The 20918-nt window shown below is 39.0% G+C and carries 16 protein-coding genes; 14 read left to right on the top strand and 2 right to left on the bottom strand.

Going from position 1 to position 20918, the window contains the following annotated elements:
- Positions 1 to 31 precede the first annotated feature (31 nt).
- The gene (locus NSQ11_RS16650) at positions 32 to 859 is read left to right on the top strand and encodes an ABC transporter permease (protein WP_008343200.1); all 828 of its coding nucleotides are present in this window, start codon (positions 32 to 34) and stop codon (positions 857 to 859) included.
- Between the two features lie 19 nt (positions 860 to 878).
- Positions 879 to 2483, top strand: coding sequence for a teichoic acids export ABC transporter ATP-binding subunit TagH (gene tagH, locus NSQ11_RS16645; RefSeq protein ID WP_072367388.1), 1605 nt, complete (start codon positions 879 to 881; stop codon positions 2481 to 2483).
- 25 nt (positions 2484 to 2508) lie between these two features.
- On the opposite strand, the gene galU is transcribed toward tagH, so the two are convergent.
- Positions 2509 to 3390, bottom strand: a complete 882-nt coding sequence (galU, locus tag NSQ11_RS16640) for a UTP--glucose-1-phosphate uridylyltransferase GalU (protein ID WP_008343198.1) — start codon at positions 3388 to 3390, stop codon at positions 2509 to 2511.
- 273 nt (positions 3391 to 3663) lie between these two features.
- Between galU and wecB the strand changes: the two genes are divergently transcribed.
- Positions 3664 to 4776 carry a UDP-N-acetylglucosamine 2-epimerase (non-hydrolyzing) gene (gene wecB, locus NSQ11_RS16635; RefSeq protein ID WP_072367390.1) on the top strand — a complete coding sequence of 371 codons (1113 nt, stop codon included), beginning with the start codon at positions 3664 to 3666 and terminating at the stop codon, positions 4774 to 4776.
- Between the two features lie 51 nt (positions 4777 to 4827).
- A complete protein-coding gene (locus NSQ11_RS16630) occupies positions 4828 to 7527 on the top strand; it encodes a CDP-glycerol glycerophosphotransferase family protein (RefSeq protein WP_072367391.1) in 2700 nt (899 codons plus the stop codon).
- A gap of 108 nt (positions 7528 to 7635) precedes the next feature.
- Here NSQ11_RS16630 and NSQ11_RS16625 read toward each other — a convergent pair whose 3' ends face one another.
- Positions 7636 to 8556, bottom strand: coding sequence for a LytR family transcriptional regulator (locus NSQ11_RS16625; protein ID WP_342501167.1), 921 nt, complete (start codon positions 8554 to 8556; stop codon positions 7636 to 7638).
- A gap of 182 nt (positions 8557 to 8738) precedes the next feature.
- Between NSQ11_RS16625 and NSQ11_RS16620 the strand changes: the two genes are divergently transcribed.
- The 10 genes from NSQ11_RS16620 to NSQ11_RS16575 all read left to right on the top strand — a co-directional run bounded on the left by NSQ11_RS16620 (position 8739) and on the right by NSQ11_RS16575 (position 20918).
- A complete protein-coding gene (locus tag NSQ11_RS16620; RefSeq protein WP_024719258.1) occupies positions 8739 to 9062 on the top strand; it encodes a hypothetical protein in 324 nt (107 codons plus the stop codon).
- A 25-nt stretch (positions 9063 to 9087) separates the two neighbouring features.
- The gene (locus NSQ11_RS16615; protein ID WP_342501166.1) at positions 9088 to 11196 is read left to right on the top strand and encodes a SpoIID/LytB domain-containing protein; all 2109 of its coding nucleotides are present in this window, start codon (positions 9088 to 9090) and stop codon (positions 11194 to 11196) included.
- 21 nt (positions 11197 to 11217) lie between these two features.
- Positions 11218 to 12708 (top strand): N-acetylmuramoyl-L-alanine amidase, encoded by a 1491-nt coding sequence (locus tag NSQ11_RS16610; RefSeq protein ID WP_073412878.1) that lies wholly within the window; start codon positions 11218 to 11220, stop codon positions 12706 to 12708.
- A gap of 139 nt (positions 12709 to 12847) precedes the next feature.
- The gene (locus NSQ11_RS16605) at positions 12848 to 14338 is read left to right on the top strand and encodes an N-acetylmuramoyl-L-alanine amidase (protein WP_116306305.1); all 1491 of its coding nucleotides are present in this window, start codon (positions 12848 to 12850) and stop codon (positions 14336 to 14338) included.
- Between the two features lie 135 nt (positions 14339 to 14473).
- On the top strand, positions 14474 to 15052 hold the full coding sequence (locus tag NSQ11_RS16600; protein WP_223255607.1) for a hypothetical protein: 579 nt from the start codon (positions 14474 to 14476) through the stop codon (positions 15050 to 15052).
- A gap of 198 nt (positions 15053 to 15250) precedes the next feature.
- Positions 15251 to 15910 (top strand): exopolysaccharide biosynthesis polyprenyl glycosylphosphotransferase, encoded by a 660-nt coding sequence (locus NSQ11_RS16595; RefSeq protein ID WP_008348294.1) that lies wholly within the window; start codon positions 15251 to 15253, stop codon positions 15908 to 15910.
- Positions 15911 to 15928: 18 nt separating this feature from the next.
- The gene (locus tag NSQ11_RS16590; RefSeq protein WP_058213543.1) at positions 15929 to 17380 is read left to right on the top strand and encodes an MOP flippase family protein; all 1452 of its coding nucleotides are present in this window, start codon (positions 15929 to 15931) and stop codon (positions 17378 to 17380) included.
- A complete protein-coding gene (locus NSQ11_RS16585; protein WP_058213544.1) occupies positions 17377 to 18561 on the top strand; it encodes a glycosyltransferase in 1185 nt (394 codons plus the stop codon). The genes NSQ11_RS16590 and NSQ11_RS16585 overlap by 4 nt, the downstream gene beginning before the upstream one ends.
- Before the next feature lie 75 nt (positions 18562 to 18636).
- Entirely contained in the window at positions 18637 to 19974 is a 1338-nt protein-coding gene (locus NSQ11_RS16580; protein ID WP_108611025.1) for a UDP-glucose/GDP-mannose dehydrogenase family protein, read from the top strand.
- A 14-nt stretch (positions 19975 to 19988) separates the two neighbouring features.
- A complete protein-coding gene (locus NSQ11_RS16575) occupies positions 19989 to 20918 on the top strand; it encodes an NAD-dependent epimerase/dehydratase family protein (RefSeq protein WP_017368146.1) in 930 nt (309 codons plus the stop codon).

Raw genomic sequence — 20918 nt, 5'->3', positions numbered from 1 at the left:
TCCCAAAAACTTATATCTAAGGAAGATTAGAATGAACGCAATGTTGACGATACTGAAGGAGCAAATCAGCTCATTTTCGCTGATTATGCGACTTGCTGTTTATGAAACAAAATCAAAATATCAGATGAATTATTTAGGTGTTTTATGGCAGTTTTTAAATCCATTGATTCAAATGCTGGCTTACTGGTTTGTTTTTGGTTTAGGCATTCGTGGAGGACAGCCGATTGTCATTGGAGGCATGGAGGTTCCATTTATCATCTGGATGCTTGCTGGATTAATACCTTGGTTCTTCATTAGTCCGACGATCCTTGATGGATCAAACAGTGTGTTTAAACGCATTAATATGGTGTCAAAAATGAATTTTCCGATTAGTGCGCTGCCGTCTGTGGTCATCATGTCCAACTTGTTCAGCTATTTTGTCATGATGGGTGTCTATCTGATTGTGCTGATTTCTTATGGCATATATCCTGACGCGCATTGGCTACAATATATTTACTACCTTATTTGTATGATCGCGTTTATGTTTTCGTTTAGTTTATTTAATTCAACAATTAGTGTACTCGTAAGGGACTATCAATTTCTTTTACAATCAGTGACACGTTTACTTTTCTTTTTGCTGCCGATTTTTTGGAATATCTCAGAGAAGCTCACTGGAGACAAAGCATGGATAGGAGATATTTTAAGATTAAATCCTCTTTTCTACATTATTGATGGTTTCAGAAATAGCTTGTTAAAGGGAGAATGGTTCTTCCATGATGTGAAATATACGCTTTATTTCTGGCTGATTACGCTTCTTTTTTTAACAGTCGGTTCATTACTTCATATGAAATTTAGGGATAAATTTGTCGATTTTCTTTAAAAAGTAAGGAGATTATACGATGAAACTAAAGGTTTCGTTTCGAAACGTATCCAAGCAATACGTCTTATATAAAAAACAGTCTGACAAGATCAAAGGACTGTTTTTTCCTAATAAAAATGAAAAAGGTTTCTTTGCCGTTCGTGATGTGTCGTTTGATGTCTATGAAGGAGAGACGATTGGTTTTGTAGGGATCAACGGTTCTGGGAAATCCACGATGTCGAACCTTCTAGCGAAAATCATTCCACCGACAAGCGGTGAGATTGATATGGATGGCCAGCCATCGTTAATTGCCATTGCGGCAGGGCTGAACAATCAGTTAAGTGGTAAAGACAACATTCGTTTAAAATGCTTAATGATGGGTCTAACAAATAAGGAAATTGACGATCTTTATGAAAAAATCGTAGAGTTTGCGGATATTGGAGACTTTATTGATCAGCCTGTAAAGAGCTATTCAAGCGGAATGAAATCCCGTCTTGGCTTTGCCATATCAGCACATATTGATCCAGATATCCTCATTATTGATGAAGCACTGTCTGTAGGAGATCAAACCTTCTATCAAAAATGTGTAGATCGCATTACAGAATTTAAAGAGCAAGGAAAGACGATATTTTTTGTCAGTCATTCTATTAGTCAAATCCAAAAAATCTGTGATCGGGTGGCTTGGATGCATTATGGTGAACTTCGTATGTTTGATGATACGAAAAAGGTTGTGAAAGAGTATAAGGAGTTTGTTGATTGGTTTAACAAGCTTTCCAAGAAAGAAAAAAAGGAATACCAATTGAAGCACAAAGAAGGTCGAAAAGGCGTACAAAAGACAGAGAAGGTGTCTCGTTATCATGAGAACGAGAAACGACGTTCCTTTTTCGGACCGGCGTTTCAAGTCACCATAATAGCTGTTTTAACCATCTTACTTGCCCTTTCTATGTTTTCGGATCGTCCGCTGCGTACACTGGCGACATTTGGTGCAATTCCCTCAGGTAAAACAGAGGCGCCCCAGTCAACGAACCATGAGACGAAAGGTGCCTCTGATGATATGAAAAAGATTGATCAACAGGCCATAGTTAAGGCAGATCCAATGACGGTTTATACAGACAGGGCCATGAAAAAAAAGGCAGACGTCACATTATCGTTTGGACAAGAAGTAAAGGCTGTGGCTAAAAATAAACAAGTCGTTCAAATCAAAATAGCATCAGAGACATATTATGTGCAACCTGATGCGCTACAAAACGCAGACGAATTGAAGTCGTTATCCATCGGACCAGCACAGTTCAATTCCTACGTATCACCCGCATCTGCAGGTTCGTATGAGTACTTACTTTCTTTTCTTGGAAAAGAAGAGTCTGTGCTGAAGCAAAGAATGCAGACACTTAGCTCGGTCAAAAGTGAACAAGGCGATACCATTGAGCGGCTGACCACTGAGAAAACCGATTATGTGATTGAAAATGGCCAGGCAAATACGATGGTGTTCCACGAGGTCATGCCCATCTCTCCTTCAACACTTGGGCTGACAGAACAGAATGTCTGGATGAATGAAAAACAAACGAAATTCGCAGTAAAAGGCGAAAATCATCTATTTGTTATCGATAATGAACAGCATACGCTGACTGTTTCAGCGAGCAAATAAAAAGCTGCCGATGCCGGCAGCTTTTTTAATTCACTTCTTCTTTTTCAAGTAGCTGTTTCATAAATGGAATGAGTTTTTTCTTTAGCTCTTCATCTTGTAGGGCAAACTCTAGCGTCGTTTCAATGAAACCTTGCTTCTCTCCGACATCATATCGTTTTCCTTCAAAATCATAGGCAAATACACGCTGGATGTCATTGAGCTTTTGGATGGCATCTGTCAGCTGAATTTCTCCGCCTGCACCAATTTCTTGTTGATCAAGGTACATAAAGATCTCTGGCGTGAAAATGTAACGCCCTAAAATGGCTAAATTGGATGGTGCGGTTCCTTGCGGTGGCTTTTCAACAAAGTTTTTCACTTGGTAGCGGCGCCCTTCTTGGGTAAGAGGATCAATGATCCCGTAGCGATGCGTATCACTGTCTGCGACTTGCTGAACGCCGATCACGGACGAAAGGGTTTTTTCATATTCATCCATTAGCTGGCGAAGTCCAGGTGTTTCGGCTTGGACAATATCATCACCTAATAAAACAGCAAAGGGTTCATCACCGATAAAGTTGCGTGCGCACCAAACGGCATGTCCGAGTCCTTTAGGTTCTTTTTGGCGGATGTAATGAATATCAGCAATATTAGAGGATTTTCTCACTTTTTCTAAAAGTTCACTTTTTCCTTTTTCTTCAAGATTGCGCTCCAGCTCTGGCGCAAAATCAAAATGATCCTCAATGGCTCTTTTCCCTTTTCCAGTGACAATAATAATGTCTTCAATTCCTGACTCAACAGCTTCTTCAATAATATATTGAATGGTTGGTTTATCAACGATTGGTAGCATTTCTTTAGGCATAGCCTTTGTGGCAGGGAGGAAACGTGTCCCGAGACCTGCAGCTGGTATAATGGCTTTACGTACTTTTTTCAATGAACTTTGCACCTTCCTTACATAGATAACTGACTTAATCAATCAATGTGTGTTCTTGGTTGTCTTATTAAAGTTTAACTTACAAAAATAAGAAAGACAAATGCCTTGTCTTCATTAAGATAAGCTTTAGATAACTCTATTTTAATTGTTAAATGTAAAGGAAAATGAAAGTTAAAGTTATTTCAGTGTAAATTTCTTTCTGCTATATCATTATTTTTATCGTCCAAATTGTGTATAATTGATGATAGTATACTAGGAAAGAGGAGTAAACAAGTGAAAAGAATAAATGTAATGACTATTTTTGGTACAAGGCCTGAAGCAATCAAAATGGCTCCACTTGTCCTTGAACTTAATAAATATCCACAAATAAACTCAATCGTTACTGTAACAGCTCAGCATAGAGAAATGCTTGATCAAGTGTTGAATGCTTTTTCTATTACACCAGACCATGATCTAAATATTATGAAACAACGTCAAACTTTATCCGAAATCACATCAAACGCTCTTTTGAAGCTTGATCAATTGTTTCAAGAGGAAAAACCAGATATTGTACTTGTCCATGGTGATACAACGACAACCTTCGCTGGAAGTTTAGCTGCTTTTTATCATCAAATTAAAGTTGGTCATGTCGAGGCTGGTTTAAGAACGCACAACAAATATTCACCATTTCCTGAGGAATTGAACCGCCAAATGACAGGTATTATTGCAGATATTCATTTTGCGCCGACAAGTGAGGCAAAACAGAATTTGTTAGTAGAAAATAAAAGAGAAGAGACTATTTTTGTGACAGGTAATACCGCCATTGACGCTCTGCAAACAACGGTCACAGAACAGTATCAACATCCTATTTTAGAGAAAATAGGCACAGATAAAATGATTTTGTTAACGGCTCATCGCAGGGAGAATATAGGACAGCCTATGAAAAACATGTTTAGAGCAATTAGACGTATTGTAGAAGATTTTGAAGATGTTCAGGTCGTTTATCCTGTACATTTAAATCCTGCTGTTCGAGATGCAGCACAGACGGAATTTAGTAATCTCAACCGAGTACATTTAATTGAGCCTCTTGAAGTTGTTGACTTTCATAACTTTGCTGCTGCTTCACACTTTATTTTAACGGATTCCGGCGGTGTGCAGGAGGAGGCGCCTTCATTAGGGAAGCCAGTTCTAGTGTTGCGCGATACAACTGAACGTCCAGAAGGTGTTAAAGCAGGCACACTAAAGCTTGCCGGGACAAATGAGAATACAATTTACAGACTAGCAAAAGAGCTGTTGGTAAATAAATGTGAATATGACAGAATGTCTAAAGCAGCAAATCCATATGGAGATGGAAAAGCTTCAGAACGCATTGTTAAAACTCTACTTAATTATTTTAATAAAGTTTAATGAATAGAAGACCAGTATTAAAGGATTTATTAACGGGAAGGTGTTAATCAATTGAGAATTGAAAAAAAATTAGATAATAGCGGCTGTGTTCCTAAGAAAAACCGCTTTAAAATATCGGTTATCATTGCAGCATATAATGCAGAAGAATATATAAAAGAAACAATTGATAGTATTCTCAAACAAGATTTGGATTTTCAAAGATATATACAATTAATTATAGTGGATGACGGATCTGAAGACAGCACTAAAGAGATATGTAATAATGTGGTTTTGGAATATCCGAATAATGTTATCTATTTATATCAAGAAAATCAAGGAGTATCAGCAGCTCGTAACAAAGGGCTGTCTTATGCAGAGGGTGATATAATAAATTTTCTAGATTCAGATGATAAATGGGGTCTTACAACATTGGGAAACGCCCTGGAATATTTGAATAATAATGTAGATGTGGATGTTGTTTCTGCAAGATTAAGTTTATTTGATGCTGTAACGGGTGAACATCCACTGAACTATAAATTTGATAATATAGTAACGAAAACAATTCCTCTTTTAGAAGAACCCTCCAATATCCAAATGAATGTAAGTTCTTCTTTTATTAGGAAGTCAGCCATAAAGGGAAGGAAATTTGATACAAAATTAAAATATGGCGAAGATACAAAATTTTTATTTAATATTCTAAAAGATAACCCTCGATTAGGTTTACTCTCCTATACATCAGGGTGTTATTGGTATAGAAAAAGAAGCAACCAGAAGTCAGCTATGGATAGGACTCTTGAAACGAAAGAATATTATCTTGATACAATTAAAAATTTACATCTATATATTTTAGAAAGCTTTAATGGTTTAATCCCTAAGTATGCCCAATTTATGTTGATGTATGATCTACAGTGGAGGCTTAAAATCCCACATGAAAAACTAAGCTTCTTAACTGAAGAAAGTAGAGAAGAATATTATAAACATCTGAACGAAATTTTTAAACATATCGATGATGAGATAATATTAAATCCTCTTTTTGGTCAATTATCTCCTATAATGAGATTGGAATTATTGAATATTAAATATAATAAACCAGATTGTCAAATTGAATTATTTGAAGATCATTATTGGCTATTTTCACATGGACACAAAATTAAAAATCTTTCTGATTGGTATTTAACTCAAGATGGGCTGTTTCTTAAAAAGAATAAATTGCATTTAGGCTTTTCTATGTTAAATTTCATAGGAAATGAAGTTCTGGAACCTGTACTAGTAGTGAACAATAAAGACGTCATAAAAGCTAAGAAAAAAATATACTTATCCAAACATTACATTACCGATAAATGGATTAGCAGTAATACCTATTATCGATTCGATCTTAATTTGAATGAAGAAATAAATTCATTACAAATAAAGTATTTATTGAGGAATGAAATATGTATTGATGTCAAAAATATAAGCTCACCTGTAAAAACGAATTTTTTACGCATTAATAAAAGCTTTATGAAAGAGTTTAAAAACACTACAGTTATTAGAAAAGAACCTAGTACCTATGATATTAGAAGAAATTCTATATTTGATAAATTAAAAAAATACTTATACACTATTAAATTGTTGATAAATAAAAAAACTTTTAAATCAGGTCTGTATAGATCATATGCTTTATTAAATAAAAATATAAAGAAAAAACCTATTTGGGTTTTCATGGATCGGATTGATAGGGGCTCAGATAATGCTGAGGTCTTGTTCAATAAAATGGCTAATTCGAATAAAATAGATTGTTATTTTTTAATTAATAAAAACTGTCCGGATTTTAAAAGGTTAAATAATAGCTATCCAGGTAAGATTGTTGAGTACCATTCAAAAAAACACCATAAATTAATGATTATAGCAGATAAATTTTTATGTTCTCATGCAGAAGATTATTTATTTAATCCTTTTGGTAAAAAAAATGGAATATACACTCGTGACTTATTAGATTTTGAGTTTGTTTTCCTGCAACATGGGGTAATCCAAAACGACCTATCAATGTGGTTGAATAAAAGTAATAAACCTATTGATAAATTCATAACAAGTTCATTATTTGAAAAGCAAAGCATTCTAGATTCCTATGGTTATTTAGAAGAAGAAGTTTTACTGACCGGCATCCCAAGGTATGATAATTTAGAATTGTCTCAAAAAAATAATACAAGAACAATTGTAATTATGCCCACATGGAGGCCAAATCTTGTTAAAAAGAGCGCGACTAAAGATGATTTTGTTAACTCGAATTATTACAAATTTTATAACGAGTTGTTTAGTCATGAGGATTTGAAAGGTATATTAGACAAATATAGAGTTAAACTACAATTTGTACAACATCCAAGGATGGCTGCTAAATTTAATCATTATTTTTCATTTTCACATATTGAGTTGATGAATGATTTTAGTTATTCTGATTTAATATCAAACTCAGATGCAATAATAACTGATATATCGTCAGTTTCTGTTGATTTTGCTTATTTAAATAAACCAGTAGTATATATTCATAATGAATTAGATCAAATCTACAAAAATGCCGTTTATAATCCAGGATACTTCTCATTTAAAGATAGCGGTTTTGGCCCGATTTGTTTAACAGTTGAAGACTTATTAAAATCTATTAAAGTAATTATAAAAAATGATTTTTATAATGAAACTAAATATGAAGATAGAATTAATAATTTTTTTGCTTTTAGAGATAATAAAAATAGTGAACGAGTAATACAATCCATAAACGGTAGCAATGATGTATAGTTTTTCTCCTGTTTATCCCTTAAAATAGAATTTATATTTAGTTCATAGAAAAACACCTTCAATATAATATTTGAAAGGTGTTTTTTAGTCTTCAATTATAGCGATGTATTACTGCTCCAAACTTTCCTTCAATTCCTTCTTCACTTTCGCTAAACTGCTGTCATCAAGTTGATAGTAGTAAATATTATTGATCCGTGTGCCTGTTCCCTTTAGCTCGTGCTGTTTCACATTTTGTCTTGCATCACGATAATCATTCATCATCGTCCACATGTCGTCAAAGGACATATTGGTTTTCATGTTTTTTTCAACGACTTTAAACATATCGCCGAATTTCGTAATAGATGAAATGTTAGCGCCTTTTGCAATGATGCCTTCAATGACTTGACGCTGTCTTTGCTGACGGCCGAAATCACCTTTAGGATCTTGCTTTCTCATTCTTGTATAGGCAAGGGCTTGATCGCCGTTCAGGTTAATTTCTCCTGTACCAAATGAATGGCCATCATAGCTGAAAGCAAACGTGCTGTTCACCGTAATGCCGCCAAGTGTATCCACAATGTCTTTAAAACTTTCCATATTCACTTTTACAAAGTAATCTACAGGTACATCAAGCAGTTCCTCTACTGTATCTGCAGCCATTTGTGTACCACCGAAAGCATAGGAGTGGTTGATTTTATCCATTGTGCCTTTTCCGACAATTTTTGTATACGTATCACGGGGGATACTCACCATCTCAGTTGTTTTCGTTTTCGGATTCACAGTCATGTATATTAATGTATCTGCACGGCCTCGGTCATTCTTTCTTTCATCGACACCCATGACTAAAATGGAGATCGGGTCTTTTTTACTTAAATCGACATCTTTGTCACGCTTATCTGACTTCTTTAAGTTCTCTTGAATGCCTGCGACAGTTGATGCGGCTGTATTCCAAAGATGATACGCGTATCCGCCAGTGGCTAATACGAATAAGCCAATAATCGATAAAACAATCCAAAGAACCTTCTTTTTCTTTCTTTTTCTCTCTGCTCTCATTCTGTCCCTCACCTTTTCTATGATTCTTCCATGATTATAGGTTTACGAATCTTGATAAACAAGTTATTTTTTTACTCTGAACCTAGATATAGACGTTGTAACAAAAAAAAGGTTTCAAAAAACCTTAAATTTACCTTAAAATATTAAGTTATAAGACGATACAAAGACATGAGGTGAAAAAAATGAAGAAAATCGTCGTTTTACCGTTCTTAATACTACTACTAGGTATCGTGCTCACAGCATGTGGAACGGCTGAGCAATCCTCAGGAGAAAACAAGACAAGCAGTTCAACTCCTCAGGTGCTGGAAGAAAAAGCTGAATTTATTGGAATGGCTGATGCACATACAGTCGAAGTAAAAAAAGTGAATACGACCTTAAGCTATGAATTTACGGATAATTTTAAAGATGTATTAAATGAATTTAAACCAGGTGACAAAGTAGAAATCTCTTACTTTATCAATGACAATGGTCAAAAAGAAATTCAGAAGATTGAAAAACAGAAGTAAAAAAAGATGGGCGGGATGAACAAAATTGAAGAAAACAGGCATTACACTTATCATTCTCATGACAATGACACTACTAATTGCACCTTTTCAGTCTGCCATGGCCAGCTCGACCATTTCAGTGAAATTGTCTAATTATATCGGAAACAAAACAAGCATGGATATTTCAACAACTGGGGAATACAAGCTGTCAGGATCCAATGTTGCTGTGACGAAAAGATATGAGGGGAATAATAGATACGAAGTAGCCAATAGTATTGCTGATGCTGGCTGGAAGAATCCATCAACTATCGTTGTCGTAAATAAGGATGCTTTCGATCATGCAATGACCGTTTCTCCATTGGCTTATAAATTAAATGCACCAATTCTTTATACTGGTGCTGGAAAACTTACAAAAACAACTGAAAACCAAATCAAGAAAATGAAACCAGATAACATCTTGATCATTGGGAATACAAAAAGTATTTCGTCAACAACGGAAAAAGCGTTAAAAAAGTACGGTAAGATTAAACGAATTAGTGGGAAAGACAAATTTGAAATCTCGCAAAAAGTAGCAAAAGAGATGGGGAGCTATAAGCAAGCAATCGTTGCGGGCGGAGCCTCTTTCATGAATGGAACGTCCATGATCTCTTATGCAGCTAGAAAAGGGTATCCAATCTTATTAACAAAGAAAAATTCAATTCCTACTTATAAGATTCCTAGTAAGGTAATTGTAGTTGGAAGTACAAAAAGCATTAGCGAAAAAGTAGAAAAACAATTAAAAAAGACATCACAAGTTACACGAATCAGTGGAGAAAACCGCTATGAACTTTCAGTTAACATCATTAAAAAATTAAAGTTAAATGTAGATAAAGTATATCTTGCTAAAGGTTCTAGCTCAAAATATGCAATTCCTATGTCACTTTTAGCAGCGAAAAACAATCGTACTATGATTTATGTCAAAAAAGATTCTTACTCTTCTTCTTTAAAGAAACTTTTAAAAGAAAACGGCACACATACATATCATATAGCAGGCAGTTCAAGTGTGCTTTCAGATACGCTCAAAAACGCTTTAGCCAAACAAGTCTATCTGAAAAAAAATCAAAACTACCAATTGAATATTTCTAACGGAAAAATTTCATTAAAAGGCATTAAGACGTATAACACAGTAAGAGTTGTTCCTGAGAAATATTCAACCAAAAATGTCCTTCAAATCGCAGGGAAGCCTTACTTAGGTAACGTCAACTTTGCTATTGAATCAGGATATATCAGACCGACTAATGAAAATATTCCATTTGAAGACTATCTAAAAGGTGTTGTGCCAAACGAAATGCCTGCAAGTTGGCATGTTGAGGCATTAAAAGCACAAGCGGTTGCCGCTAGAACGTATTCAGTGAAAAGCATTGGAAAAGTCGTACCTGATACAACAGCCTTCCAAGTATATGGAGGATATAACTGGTACACAAATTCGACAAAAGCTGTTGATGCCACAAAAGGCAAGGTTCTAAAATACAACAATCAACTTATTTCAGCCACCTATTATTCTAGTAATGGTGGATACACTGAGGCGAGTGAAGAAGTATGGGGAAATGCACTGCCATACTTAGTCGCCAAGAAGGACACAAAAGATCCTGTTAATGCGTGGACACTGAAGTTGTCTAAAAAGCAATTAGGCACTACGTTGACCGCAAGTACAGCAGCTTCTGAGTGGTCTAAGGCAAAAGAAGCCAATGCTGCCGACCTTGCTGGTCTAAAATCATGGCTGTTGAAAAATAAAGAAACAGCTGCATCTGACATGAGAATTGCATCTATTTCAAGCCTGACATTCTCAGGAAAAACAAAAGGTCAGCGTGCGAAGACCGTTTCAATCAAGCTGAATTACCATCTGAAAAACAAAACAGGTACGTATACAGTGAACAAAAGTACAACGGCAAGTATGAAAATGACAGAGTTTAGAACAGTCATGGGCGCAACAAAGGTGAAAAGTACGTTTGCGTCAGTAAAGAATAATACAAATGATTTCACGATTTCAGGAAAAGGTTATGGTCACGGCATTGGGATGAGTCAATACGGCGCCAAAGCTAGAGCTGAATCTGGAAACTCGTATTCTTCTATACTTTCGTTCTACTATCCAGGTACAAAACTAACAAATTATTAAAGTTAAGGGAGGACACAGAAGATGCGCTCAATGATTAAAACAGCCATCCTCAGCCTCATCGCCATTTTCATTATTGTTCCAACAGCTTCAGCGGACAATTCTGTATCACGAATAGATGGGGGAAATCGTTACTCATTATCTGTCAATGTGGCGAAAAAAGGTTGGGGAACAGCGAATACCGTTGTGCTAGTAGGGAAAAAAGCTTACGCTGATGCAACAGCAGCTGTCCCTTTAGCGTATCAACATAATGCGCCAGTTCTTTTTACAAATAGTAAAAACCTTTCATCAGAAACGAAGAAAGGATTAACGTCATTAAAAGCGAAAAATGTGATTGCGATTGGAACGACGGCAAGTGTTTCAAATAATGTCATCAATCAAGTAAAAAAACTAGGGATTTCAACAAAACGAATTACGGGAAAGAACAGATATGAAATCTCTACGAATATTGCAAAGCAAATGAAAAAACCAGCTGGTGTAGTGGTTGTAGAAGGTCATTCGTATGCGCATGGGATTGCGATTGCGCCATATGCTGCACAAAAAGGTTTCCCAATTTTATATACAGATAAAAAGGGACTTCGTTCTGAAATTTCAACTTTCGCAAAAGCTAGTAATATTAAGCAAACAATTGTGATTGGCGGCGAATCGTATGTTACCAAAGCAGCATACAACAAGCTAAAGTCGCCAACGAGAATAAAGGGCGCTAACCGCTATGATATTGCAGCAAAGATTGTGAATAAGTATAAACTAAGTACGAGCAATACGTATGTCGCAAGAGGATTTGGTTATGCCTCTGCACCAGCAGCTGCTGGAATTGCAGCAAAAGAAAAGAAAGCTCTTTTATTAACAAATGAGAAAACTCTGCCTGTCCATACTCGGTCAATTATCGGCAGTAAAAACATATCGAAATTCACAGTAGTCGGAAATTCAACGACAGTGACGAATACTGTAGCATCTCAATTAAAGAACCCGGTTGTAGGTAAAAAAGTATTCCTTGACCCTGGCCACGGTGCTCAAGATTCTGGTGCTGTAGGATATGGTCTTTATGAGAAAAATTTAAACTTAGACGTAGCGAAGAGAGTGAACACTAAACTGAAAAATGCTGGTGCACTCACTACCATGTCAAGAACATCAGACACATTCGACAGTCTTCAAACACGGGTGAGCAAAGGTGCGTCAGCAAATGCAGATATCTTCATCAGTGTCCATGCGAACTCAAATGATAACAGCAGTGCAAATGGAACTGAAACGTATTATGACAAAACATATGCGGCAACAAACAGCTTGAAGCTCGCGCAAAATATTCAGCCTAAAATGGTCAGTGCATTAGGCACAAGAGACCGTGGCGTGAAGACAGCTGCCTTCTACGTCATTAAATATTCTAAGATGCCAAGTGTTCTCTTAGAAACTGGTTTTGTTTCCAGTCCAGTTGATTCAAATATTTTGAAATCCGCTACTTATAAAGATCGATTGGCGTCAGGTATTTCAAGCGGTGTTTCAGGCTATTTTAGATAAGAAAACATACAGATGAGGGGTGCTGGATACACCTCTTAGGCTGCTCGAGAAACGACTCTCGGCAGCCTTTTTTCAAAAGTACATGAAGTGTTTCCATGGGTTCCAGGATGAAGGGTTCAAAACCAAGGAGGTTGACTTCATGCGTTCTTATATCAAATGTTTTGTTTTGATTGTGGTTTCACTATGTTTGTATGCACCATCAGCATTTGCGCAGCACAATGTATCGAAAATTGAGGGAAGTAATCGATATGAGGTGGCAGTTAACGCTGCAAAACGAGGCTGGTCGACAGCACCTACAGTTGTTTTAGTAGGCGGTGAAGCTTATGCAGATGCGCTAAGTGCTGTGCCGTATGCCTTTCAGCAAGGAGCCCCAGTGCTGTTAACGAATACTAGCAGTCTTTCAGGTGCAACTAAGTCAGGTCTTCAGCAGTTGAAAACGAAGCGTGTCATCATTCTTGGCGGAACCGCAAGCATTTCGCAAAAAGTCGTAGCGCAGCTAAAAGCAATGAATCTATCCGTATCGCGAATACAAGGAAAGAATCGATATGAATTGGCGGCAAACGTTGCTAAGCAAATGAAGAGTGCTGATACAGCTGTGATTGTGAATGGTTCTGCTTATGCAGACGCTGTGGCGATTGCTCCGTATGCTGCAAAACAGGGTTTTCCTATTTTATTAACCGATGCAAAAGGGCTGCGGCAGGAAACAGCCAATCTATTAAAAAGCAAAGCGGTGAAACGGACGATTGTGATTGGCGGGGAAACAAGTGTCAATCAAGCAGCCTATCAAAAGCTGCCATCACCCGTGAGAATCAGCGGAGCCAATCGGTATGAAGTGGCAGCCCGAATTGCGAACACATACCCGATGAAGACAACCCAAACGTATATGAGTAACGGCTATGCATATGCCGATGCGGCAGCTGCGGCAAGTACGGCAGCCAAGCAAGGGCAAACCCTTCTTCTTACAGACGCTCAATCAGTGCCAGATGCGCTTCGTCGTGTCATTGGGTCTAAAAAGATTTCAACATTTACAGTGTTGGGCGGAACATCAACCATACGAACCAGTGTGATCACACAGCTGAAAAATCATGTGTTAGGTGAAACCATCTTTATTGATCCAGGTCATGGTGCACAGGATGCTGGAGCGGTAGGAAATGGGCTGTTTGAAAAAAACGTTAATCTGGATGTCGCGTTAAAACTGCAAGCAAGGCTCAAACAAGCGGGTGCGCTGACGGTCATGTCTAGAACATCTGATACATTTGATTCCTTGCAAACACGTGTAAGCAAAGGATCACAGGCTGGTGCGGATGTGTTCATCAGCATCCATGCCAATGCAAATGATCATAGCGGTGCAAATGGAACAGAAACGTATTATGATGCGACGTATGCTTCGGCCAATAGTTTAAAGCTGGCACAAAAGGTACAGCCCCAGATGGTGAAAGCCCTTGGCACAAGAGATCGTGGTGTGAAGACAGCAGGGTTCTACGTGATCAAGTATTCAAAAATGCCCAGCATCTTGCTTGAAACGGGGTTCGTAACTAGTCCGATTGATGCCAGTATATTAAAATCAACGACTGCCAAGGAGCGGCTGGCTTCAGGAATCGCAGCAGGTGTATCTCAATATTTTGAATAAAATAGATCGGATGAATGATATGTCAAGTTAAAAATACATTTCATTTCAGGTTATTTTTGTTATAATCGAAACATAGAGGGTGGATTTTTCACGTATTTGCCTTCCAATGACAGCAAATCGACAAATCATGAAGAGGTGACGATCTTGAAAAAATTAATCACAATGCCGTTTTTAGTCTTACTTCTAGGTGTAATGCTCACAGCATGCGGCACATCAAATCAGTCAAACGATAACAATACGGATAACAGCAAAAAAGAAACAACTGAAGCAGCAGATCAAAAGAAAGAAAATGCAACAGACGAAAAGACGGAAGACAAGTCTGCAAGTGAAAAAGCAGATGATGAAAGCAAAGAAACAGCTGCTCAAACAGAAGACCAAGCAGGTCAATCTGATGAAGATGCAAAAGAAAGCTCAAGTAAGGAAATCACAAAAGAAGAAACGACAAATGATCAGTCAAAAGCTGAATCTAAAACAAAAAAAGAATCTACAACGAAGAAAAATGAAGTCACCAAAGAAGGCACATATGTCGGTTTGGCTGATGGACATACAATTGCTGTCAACATTGATGGAAAAGAAGTAGCCATTCAATTCGGAAATACATTTTCTAAACAAGTGAACAGCCTAAAAGAAGAATCAAAAGTGAAAGTAACTTATACAAAAGATGCAAACGGAACGCTTAGACTGAAGACGATCGAATCCGTAAAGGCAAAATAAAAAAAGACACGTAGACCCGCAGAAATGCGGGTCTTTTTTACGTTTAAAAGGGCATAACTTGATATAAGGGCACATTCTTAACACACTTTTACAAGACTTAACAGCCCATTTACATTTGCTTAATGTTGCTCTGCTAAACTGACTTTCATAGAACATCTCTTTACACAACAACTACTTTGAATGGTGAGGTGCAGGTCAGTGAGCGCAGAGAAAGCGATGAACCTTTACAGAGAATATGAAGTGAGACGAAACCACTCTTTTGCTTTAACAGAACATATGGTTCGATATTTATTTGCAAAACGTTTCATAGATGTCGTGTTCTCGTTCATCGGATTGATGTTGAGTACGCCAATCATTTTACTGTTTGCCCTTTTAATTAAGCTAGAAACACCAGGGCCAGCCTTTTATATGCAGGAAAGGGTCGGAAAAGACGGTGTCTACTTTAAATTATGGAAGCTCAGATCGATGAGAACCAACGCAGAAAGCGGAGGAGCGAAATGGGCGCAAAAAAATGACCCTCGTATCACCAAAGTGGGGGCATTCATCAGAAAAACAAGAATTGATGAACTGCCGCAATTTATCAACGTGTTAAAAGGAGAAATGAGTATTGTAGGTCCACGTCCTGAAAGACCAATGTTTACTGCCGAATTTAATCGGACGATTCCAGGCTTTACAAAAAGACTGACAGTGAAGCCGGGGCTGACTGGTCTTGCTCAAGTAAATGGGGGATATGAAATGAGTCCAAGTGAGAAATTATCACACGACTTACAGTATATTCAAAACTTGACATTTTCTCTCGACACGAAGATTATGGTAAAAACGTTAAAAGTCATCGTGACTGGTGACGGAGCCAGATAAGTAAAGTAGGGAAGAGAAATGGCAAGTATGAAAAATCGCCTGCTGGGCGGAGCAAAATGGACAAGCTTGTCCGCATTGATCATTACCATCATCCAAATTGCACAGTTCGCCTTTTTAGGAAACGTAATGTCACTGAAAGAATTTGGACTCGTTGGCATGATCACAACGGTCACAATATTTACACAGATTTTACTTGATCTAGGTATCGGTGCTGCGATCATTCAAAAGGAACAAACGACGGAACGTCAATTATCTACATTATATTGGATCAACTTGCTGACGGGAATTCTCTTGTTTTGTGTATTGATCCTCGCAAGTCCCTTGATTGCCGCCTTTTATGCCAGACCTGAGCTGGAAGGCTTGCTCAAGTTATTATCGATCATGTTTCTTATTGCACCAATTGGTCAGCAATACCAATATATGATGCAGAAAGATTTAGCCTTTAAAACCTTAAGTACGATTGAGACGATAGCGACGATCATTTCGCTGATTGTTCTACTGATTCTAGCCTTTTTTATTAATCCAATTGTGGCCTATGTGATCTCTCAAGTACTGCTTCAATCAGGAAAAGGACTCATGTATGCAGCGGCTTATTGGAAGAAGTGGCGCCCAGCACCCGTTTTCGCATTAGGGGAAGTGAAAGAGTTTTTCTCCTTCGGGGCTTTCCAGCTTGCGTCAAGACTAGTCAATCGGGCAGGCTCAAATATCGACATGATTTTAATAGGACGGTTTCTTGGAGCAGAAGCTTTAGGGATTTACAGCCTGGCTTATCAAATCGTCACAATCCCGGTGCTGAAAATTAACCCGATTGTGACGAGAGTGGCTTTCCCAGTTTTCGCAAAAAGTCAGCGTGATCATTCTAGGCTGCGTGAGGGCTTCCTCAGTATGACGAATATGCTCGCACTCATTAGTTTTCCACTCCTCATCGGTCTTGCTGCCGTATCAGATAGCTTTATAGAAGTGGTGTTTGGAGAGAAATGGCTAGTGGCGGTCCCGGTTTTGAATATTTTGTGCATTGTTGGTCTACTCCGTGTGCTGATGAATCCAAATGGTTCCATCCTTCTTGCAAAAGGAAGAGCTGACTTAGCTTTTTATTGGGATACAGGCATGCTCATCGTATATGGATGCGCCTTATATGCAGGAGTCCATACTGGCAGTCTATTGACTGTAGCTTGGGTCTACTCAGGGGTCAGCCTGCTGAACTTCATTGTCGGCAGGTGGCTGATGGCTTATGTCATTCAGCTAGATATGAAGTTGTATGTAAAATCACTCGTAAAGCCTGCTGTCATGACGCTGTTAATGGCCGCCTGCGCAGTGACTGTTCATCAAGGGATGAAGCTGACATCAGCGGATATACTGCTTCAATTACTACTCACGATTGGTTTAAGTGCGGTTTTATATAGCTTGCTACTTGTCAAAATGTATCCGCAGATGGCAGGGAAATTATGGAGAAGAGGTCGTTCGTCATGAAGGTGCTATGGCTGACAAGTGTATATCCTAGTGAAAAACATCCAAGTGAAGGAGTCTTCCATGAAACGCAAGTGCAGGAGCTGGTCAAAAAAGGCGTAGAAGTGAGCGTGATTTGTCCTACTCCTGTCAATCCGCCCATCTTACGGATGCTTAAAGCTTCCTATCGTCAGAGAAAAGATCTTCCCGAGCAGGAAGTGAGGTGCGGCGTGCCGGTTTACAGACCGCCCTATACAGCGCTGCCTGGACAGCTAAAATGGGCTCAGCCGGGTAAACGAATCGCAGCTTCTGTCCTGCGCACAATGGAGCGTTATGAACTGTCACCGGATTTCATCCATGCGCACTTTGCCATGCCGTCTGGCGGCGCAGCAGCTGTGATCAAAAAGAAAGCAAACATCCCTTATCTTCTGACCTTACACGGCAGTGATGTGAACGTCTATCCAACCTATAGCCAAGGGGCGCTTGCAGCCTTTAAAGCAGCAGTAAAACAGGCGTCTGCTGTTCTCACAGTGAGTGAAGAGCTGGCAAAGAAAACACATGACATGACAGAGGTGGATGCACAATGTCTTCCGCTTGGAATTCCGCTCAAGTCATTTTCTAGAACACCAGAGGATCAAACAGCCATCAGAAAGCAGATCGGTTTACCGCTTCACGACAAGCTCGTCGTTTTTGTCGGCCGTTTAGTCAAAGAGAAAGGTTTGCTTGAATTAGCGGAAGCTGTCAGCGGGATGGAGGGTGTAAAAGCCGTCTTTGTCGGAAAAGGCCCCCTCGCAAAGGAGCTGGCCGAACGGGCGGGAGAATCCATTATACTCCCGGGGCAGGTGCCGAATGAACAAGTCAAACATTATTTAATGGCAGCTGACCTGTTTGCCCTTCCATCCTACAGTGAAGGAATGCCGACTGTCGTCCTTGAGGCGCTCGCTTTAAAACTGCCTGTCATCGCAACACGGGTTGGTGGTCTCCCATCACTATTTTCTACCTATCAACATCTGCTCATTGAACCGCGTTCAACGAGTCAGCTAAAAGAAGCGATTCACGCTTATCTTTATGAAAACAGATGGAACGAGCAAGTGAAGAACGATCTTCACCACATCGTCCATACAGATTATTCATCATCACATAATGCTACGCTCCTAATTCAGCAATATGAAAAGGTGCTGAATCAATCAACATCCACCGTTTAAACAGGATGAAATGTGCAAAGACTGATAGATAAACAGTTTGGAACGACCAATATGCTTTTACTGAGAGGATGAAACATGTTGAAGAAAATTGCTGTGATTGGAACAGGATATGTCGGGTTAGTATCGGGTACTTGTTTTGCTGATATCGGAAATCGCGTCATTTGTTGTGACATCGACGAATCAAAAATCAACAGCTTAAAAAGCGGTCTCGTTCCAATTTATGAACCGGGCTTAAAGGAATTGATTGAGAAGAATACAGAAGAGGGAAGATTGTGTTTTACAACCAATATTCCCGCTGCAATTCGAGAATCAGAGATTATTTATATTGCGGTAGGAACACCAATGACACCTCAGGGGGAAGCGGATTTAACATTCGTGAAAGCTGTGGCTCAAACGGTTGGGGAACACCTGAATGGCTACAAAATCATCGTGAATAAGAGCACAGTGCCAGTTGGAACAGGACGTCTTGTTCAAGCCATTGTTCAAAAGGCTTCACGCAGTAAATATCCATTTGACGTCGTCTCCAATCCAGAGTTTCTGCGGGAAGGTTCAGCTATTCAAGATACGATGAATATGGAGAGAGCGGTGATTGGCTCTACAAGTGCAGATGCATCCACGATCATTAAAAAATTGCATGATCCGTTTCAAACAGAAGTGGTTGAGACCAATCTAGAAAGTGCAGAAATGATTAAGTATGCGGCAAATGCCATGCTCGCCACAAAAATCTCATTCATCAATGACATTGCGAACATTTGCGAGAGAGTTGGTGCTGATGTGGAAAAAGTCAGCGAAGGCGTTGGGTTAGACAGCCGGATCGGGCATAAATTTTTAAAAGCAGGCATTGGATTTGGTGGTTCTTGTTTCCCAAAAGATACGATGGCTCTTCTCAAAATTGCCGAAACAGCTGGCTACCGGTTCAAGCTGATCGAATCTGTCATTGAAACAAACAACCACCAAAGAGCCCATCTTGTCAGCAAACTGATGAGTGTGTTCGGTGATATTAAAGGAAAAACGATTTCCGTTTTAGGGCTCGCATTTAAACCAAATACAAACGATATGCGTTCAGCACCAGCACTAGATATTATCCCAATGCTGAGAGAGCTCGGAGCTTTTGTCAAAGCCTATGATCCAATTGCTTATATAGAAGCAGAAAGAGAGCTTGGCCCGCAGGCGGTCTTCAGCAATGATCTCTATGAAACAGTGAAAGATACAGATGCTTGTCTCATCTTAACGGAATGGGATGACGTACAGAAGATGGATAAAGATCAGATCAAGCAGCTGCTTCGTTCTCCCATTTTAATTGATGGAAGGAATTTGTTTGATCCAGCAGAAATGAAAGAGAGAGGATTTATTTACCAGTCCATCGGCCGCCCAGGCGTATGGGAAACAGAATTGGTATCGAAGGCACAATAATAGGGGGAACTTGGATGAAGAAAGTATTGGTCACTGGGGGAAGTGGATTTATAGGATCTCATACGGTAGAGGCTTTATTAGAGAAAGGATATGAGCCTATCGTTCTTGATAACTTTTCAACTGGATCGAAGGAAAATATCGCTCATCTATCCGTACAATGCATTGAAGCAGATGTCACAAAATCAGAAACGGTCGATTTGATCAAACACATTGCACCAGATTATATCATTCATCTTGCAGCGCAAGTGAGTGTAGCCGTTTCGGTTCAACATTTCGTCTACGACGAAGAGGTCAATATTAAAGGCTCGCTGCATGTGATCAAAGCAGCGGCTGAAGCCGGGGTAGAGAAAGTGGTGTTTGCTTCATCGGCAGCAGTTTATGGAGACCCAGTCTATCTGCCGGTCGACACAGCTCATCCGCTACAGCCTGGTTCACCTTATGGCTTGTCGAAACTGACAGTTGAACGATACTTAGAGATGGCAAAATCACTCTATGATGTGGACTATTGTATTATGCGGTACAGCAATGTATATGGTCCGCGCCAAGACGCACTTGGTGAAGGTGGTGTTGTCTCAATTTTTTCTGATAAGTTTGCAAAACATGAGGCACCTTTCATCTTCGGAAACGGGGAACAAACAAGAGATTTCATCTATGTAGGCGATCTAGCCGCAGCGAATGTTGCAGCTTTAACAGCTCAATCAAACGTTTGTTTAAATATCTCATGTGGTCATTCCATCACGGTGAATGAGCTGTTTCAAACGATGAAGCGAGTCACGAGATCAGATCTTGAACCGATTTATAAGCCGCAGCGTGCAGGAGATATTGTGCATAGTACATTGGCAAATGAGGAAACGAAACAAGTCTTAGCATGGGAGCCTGTTGTGACTTTACAAGAAGGTTTGGCTCGTACCATTTCCTACTATGAACAGGAAGTAAAGGCTTAA

The sequence above is a fragment of the Bacillus sp. FSL W7-1582 genome (assembly GCF_038593325.1).
GTDB lineage: Bacteria > Bacillota > Bacilli > Bacillales > Bacillaceae > Bacillus > Bacillus altitudinis.
Note: the sequence above shows the minus strand (reverse complement) of the source record. Positions and strands in the feature narration are given on the sequence as shown.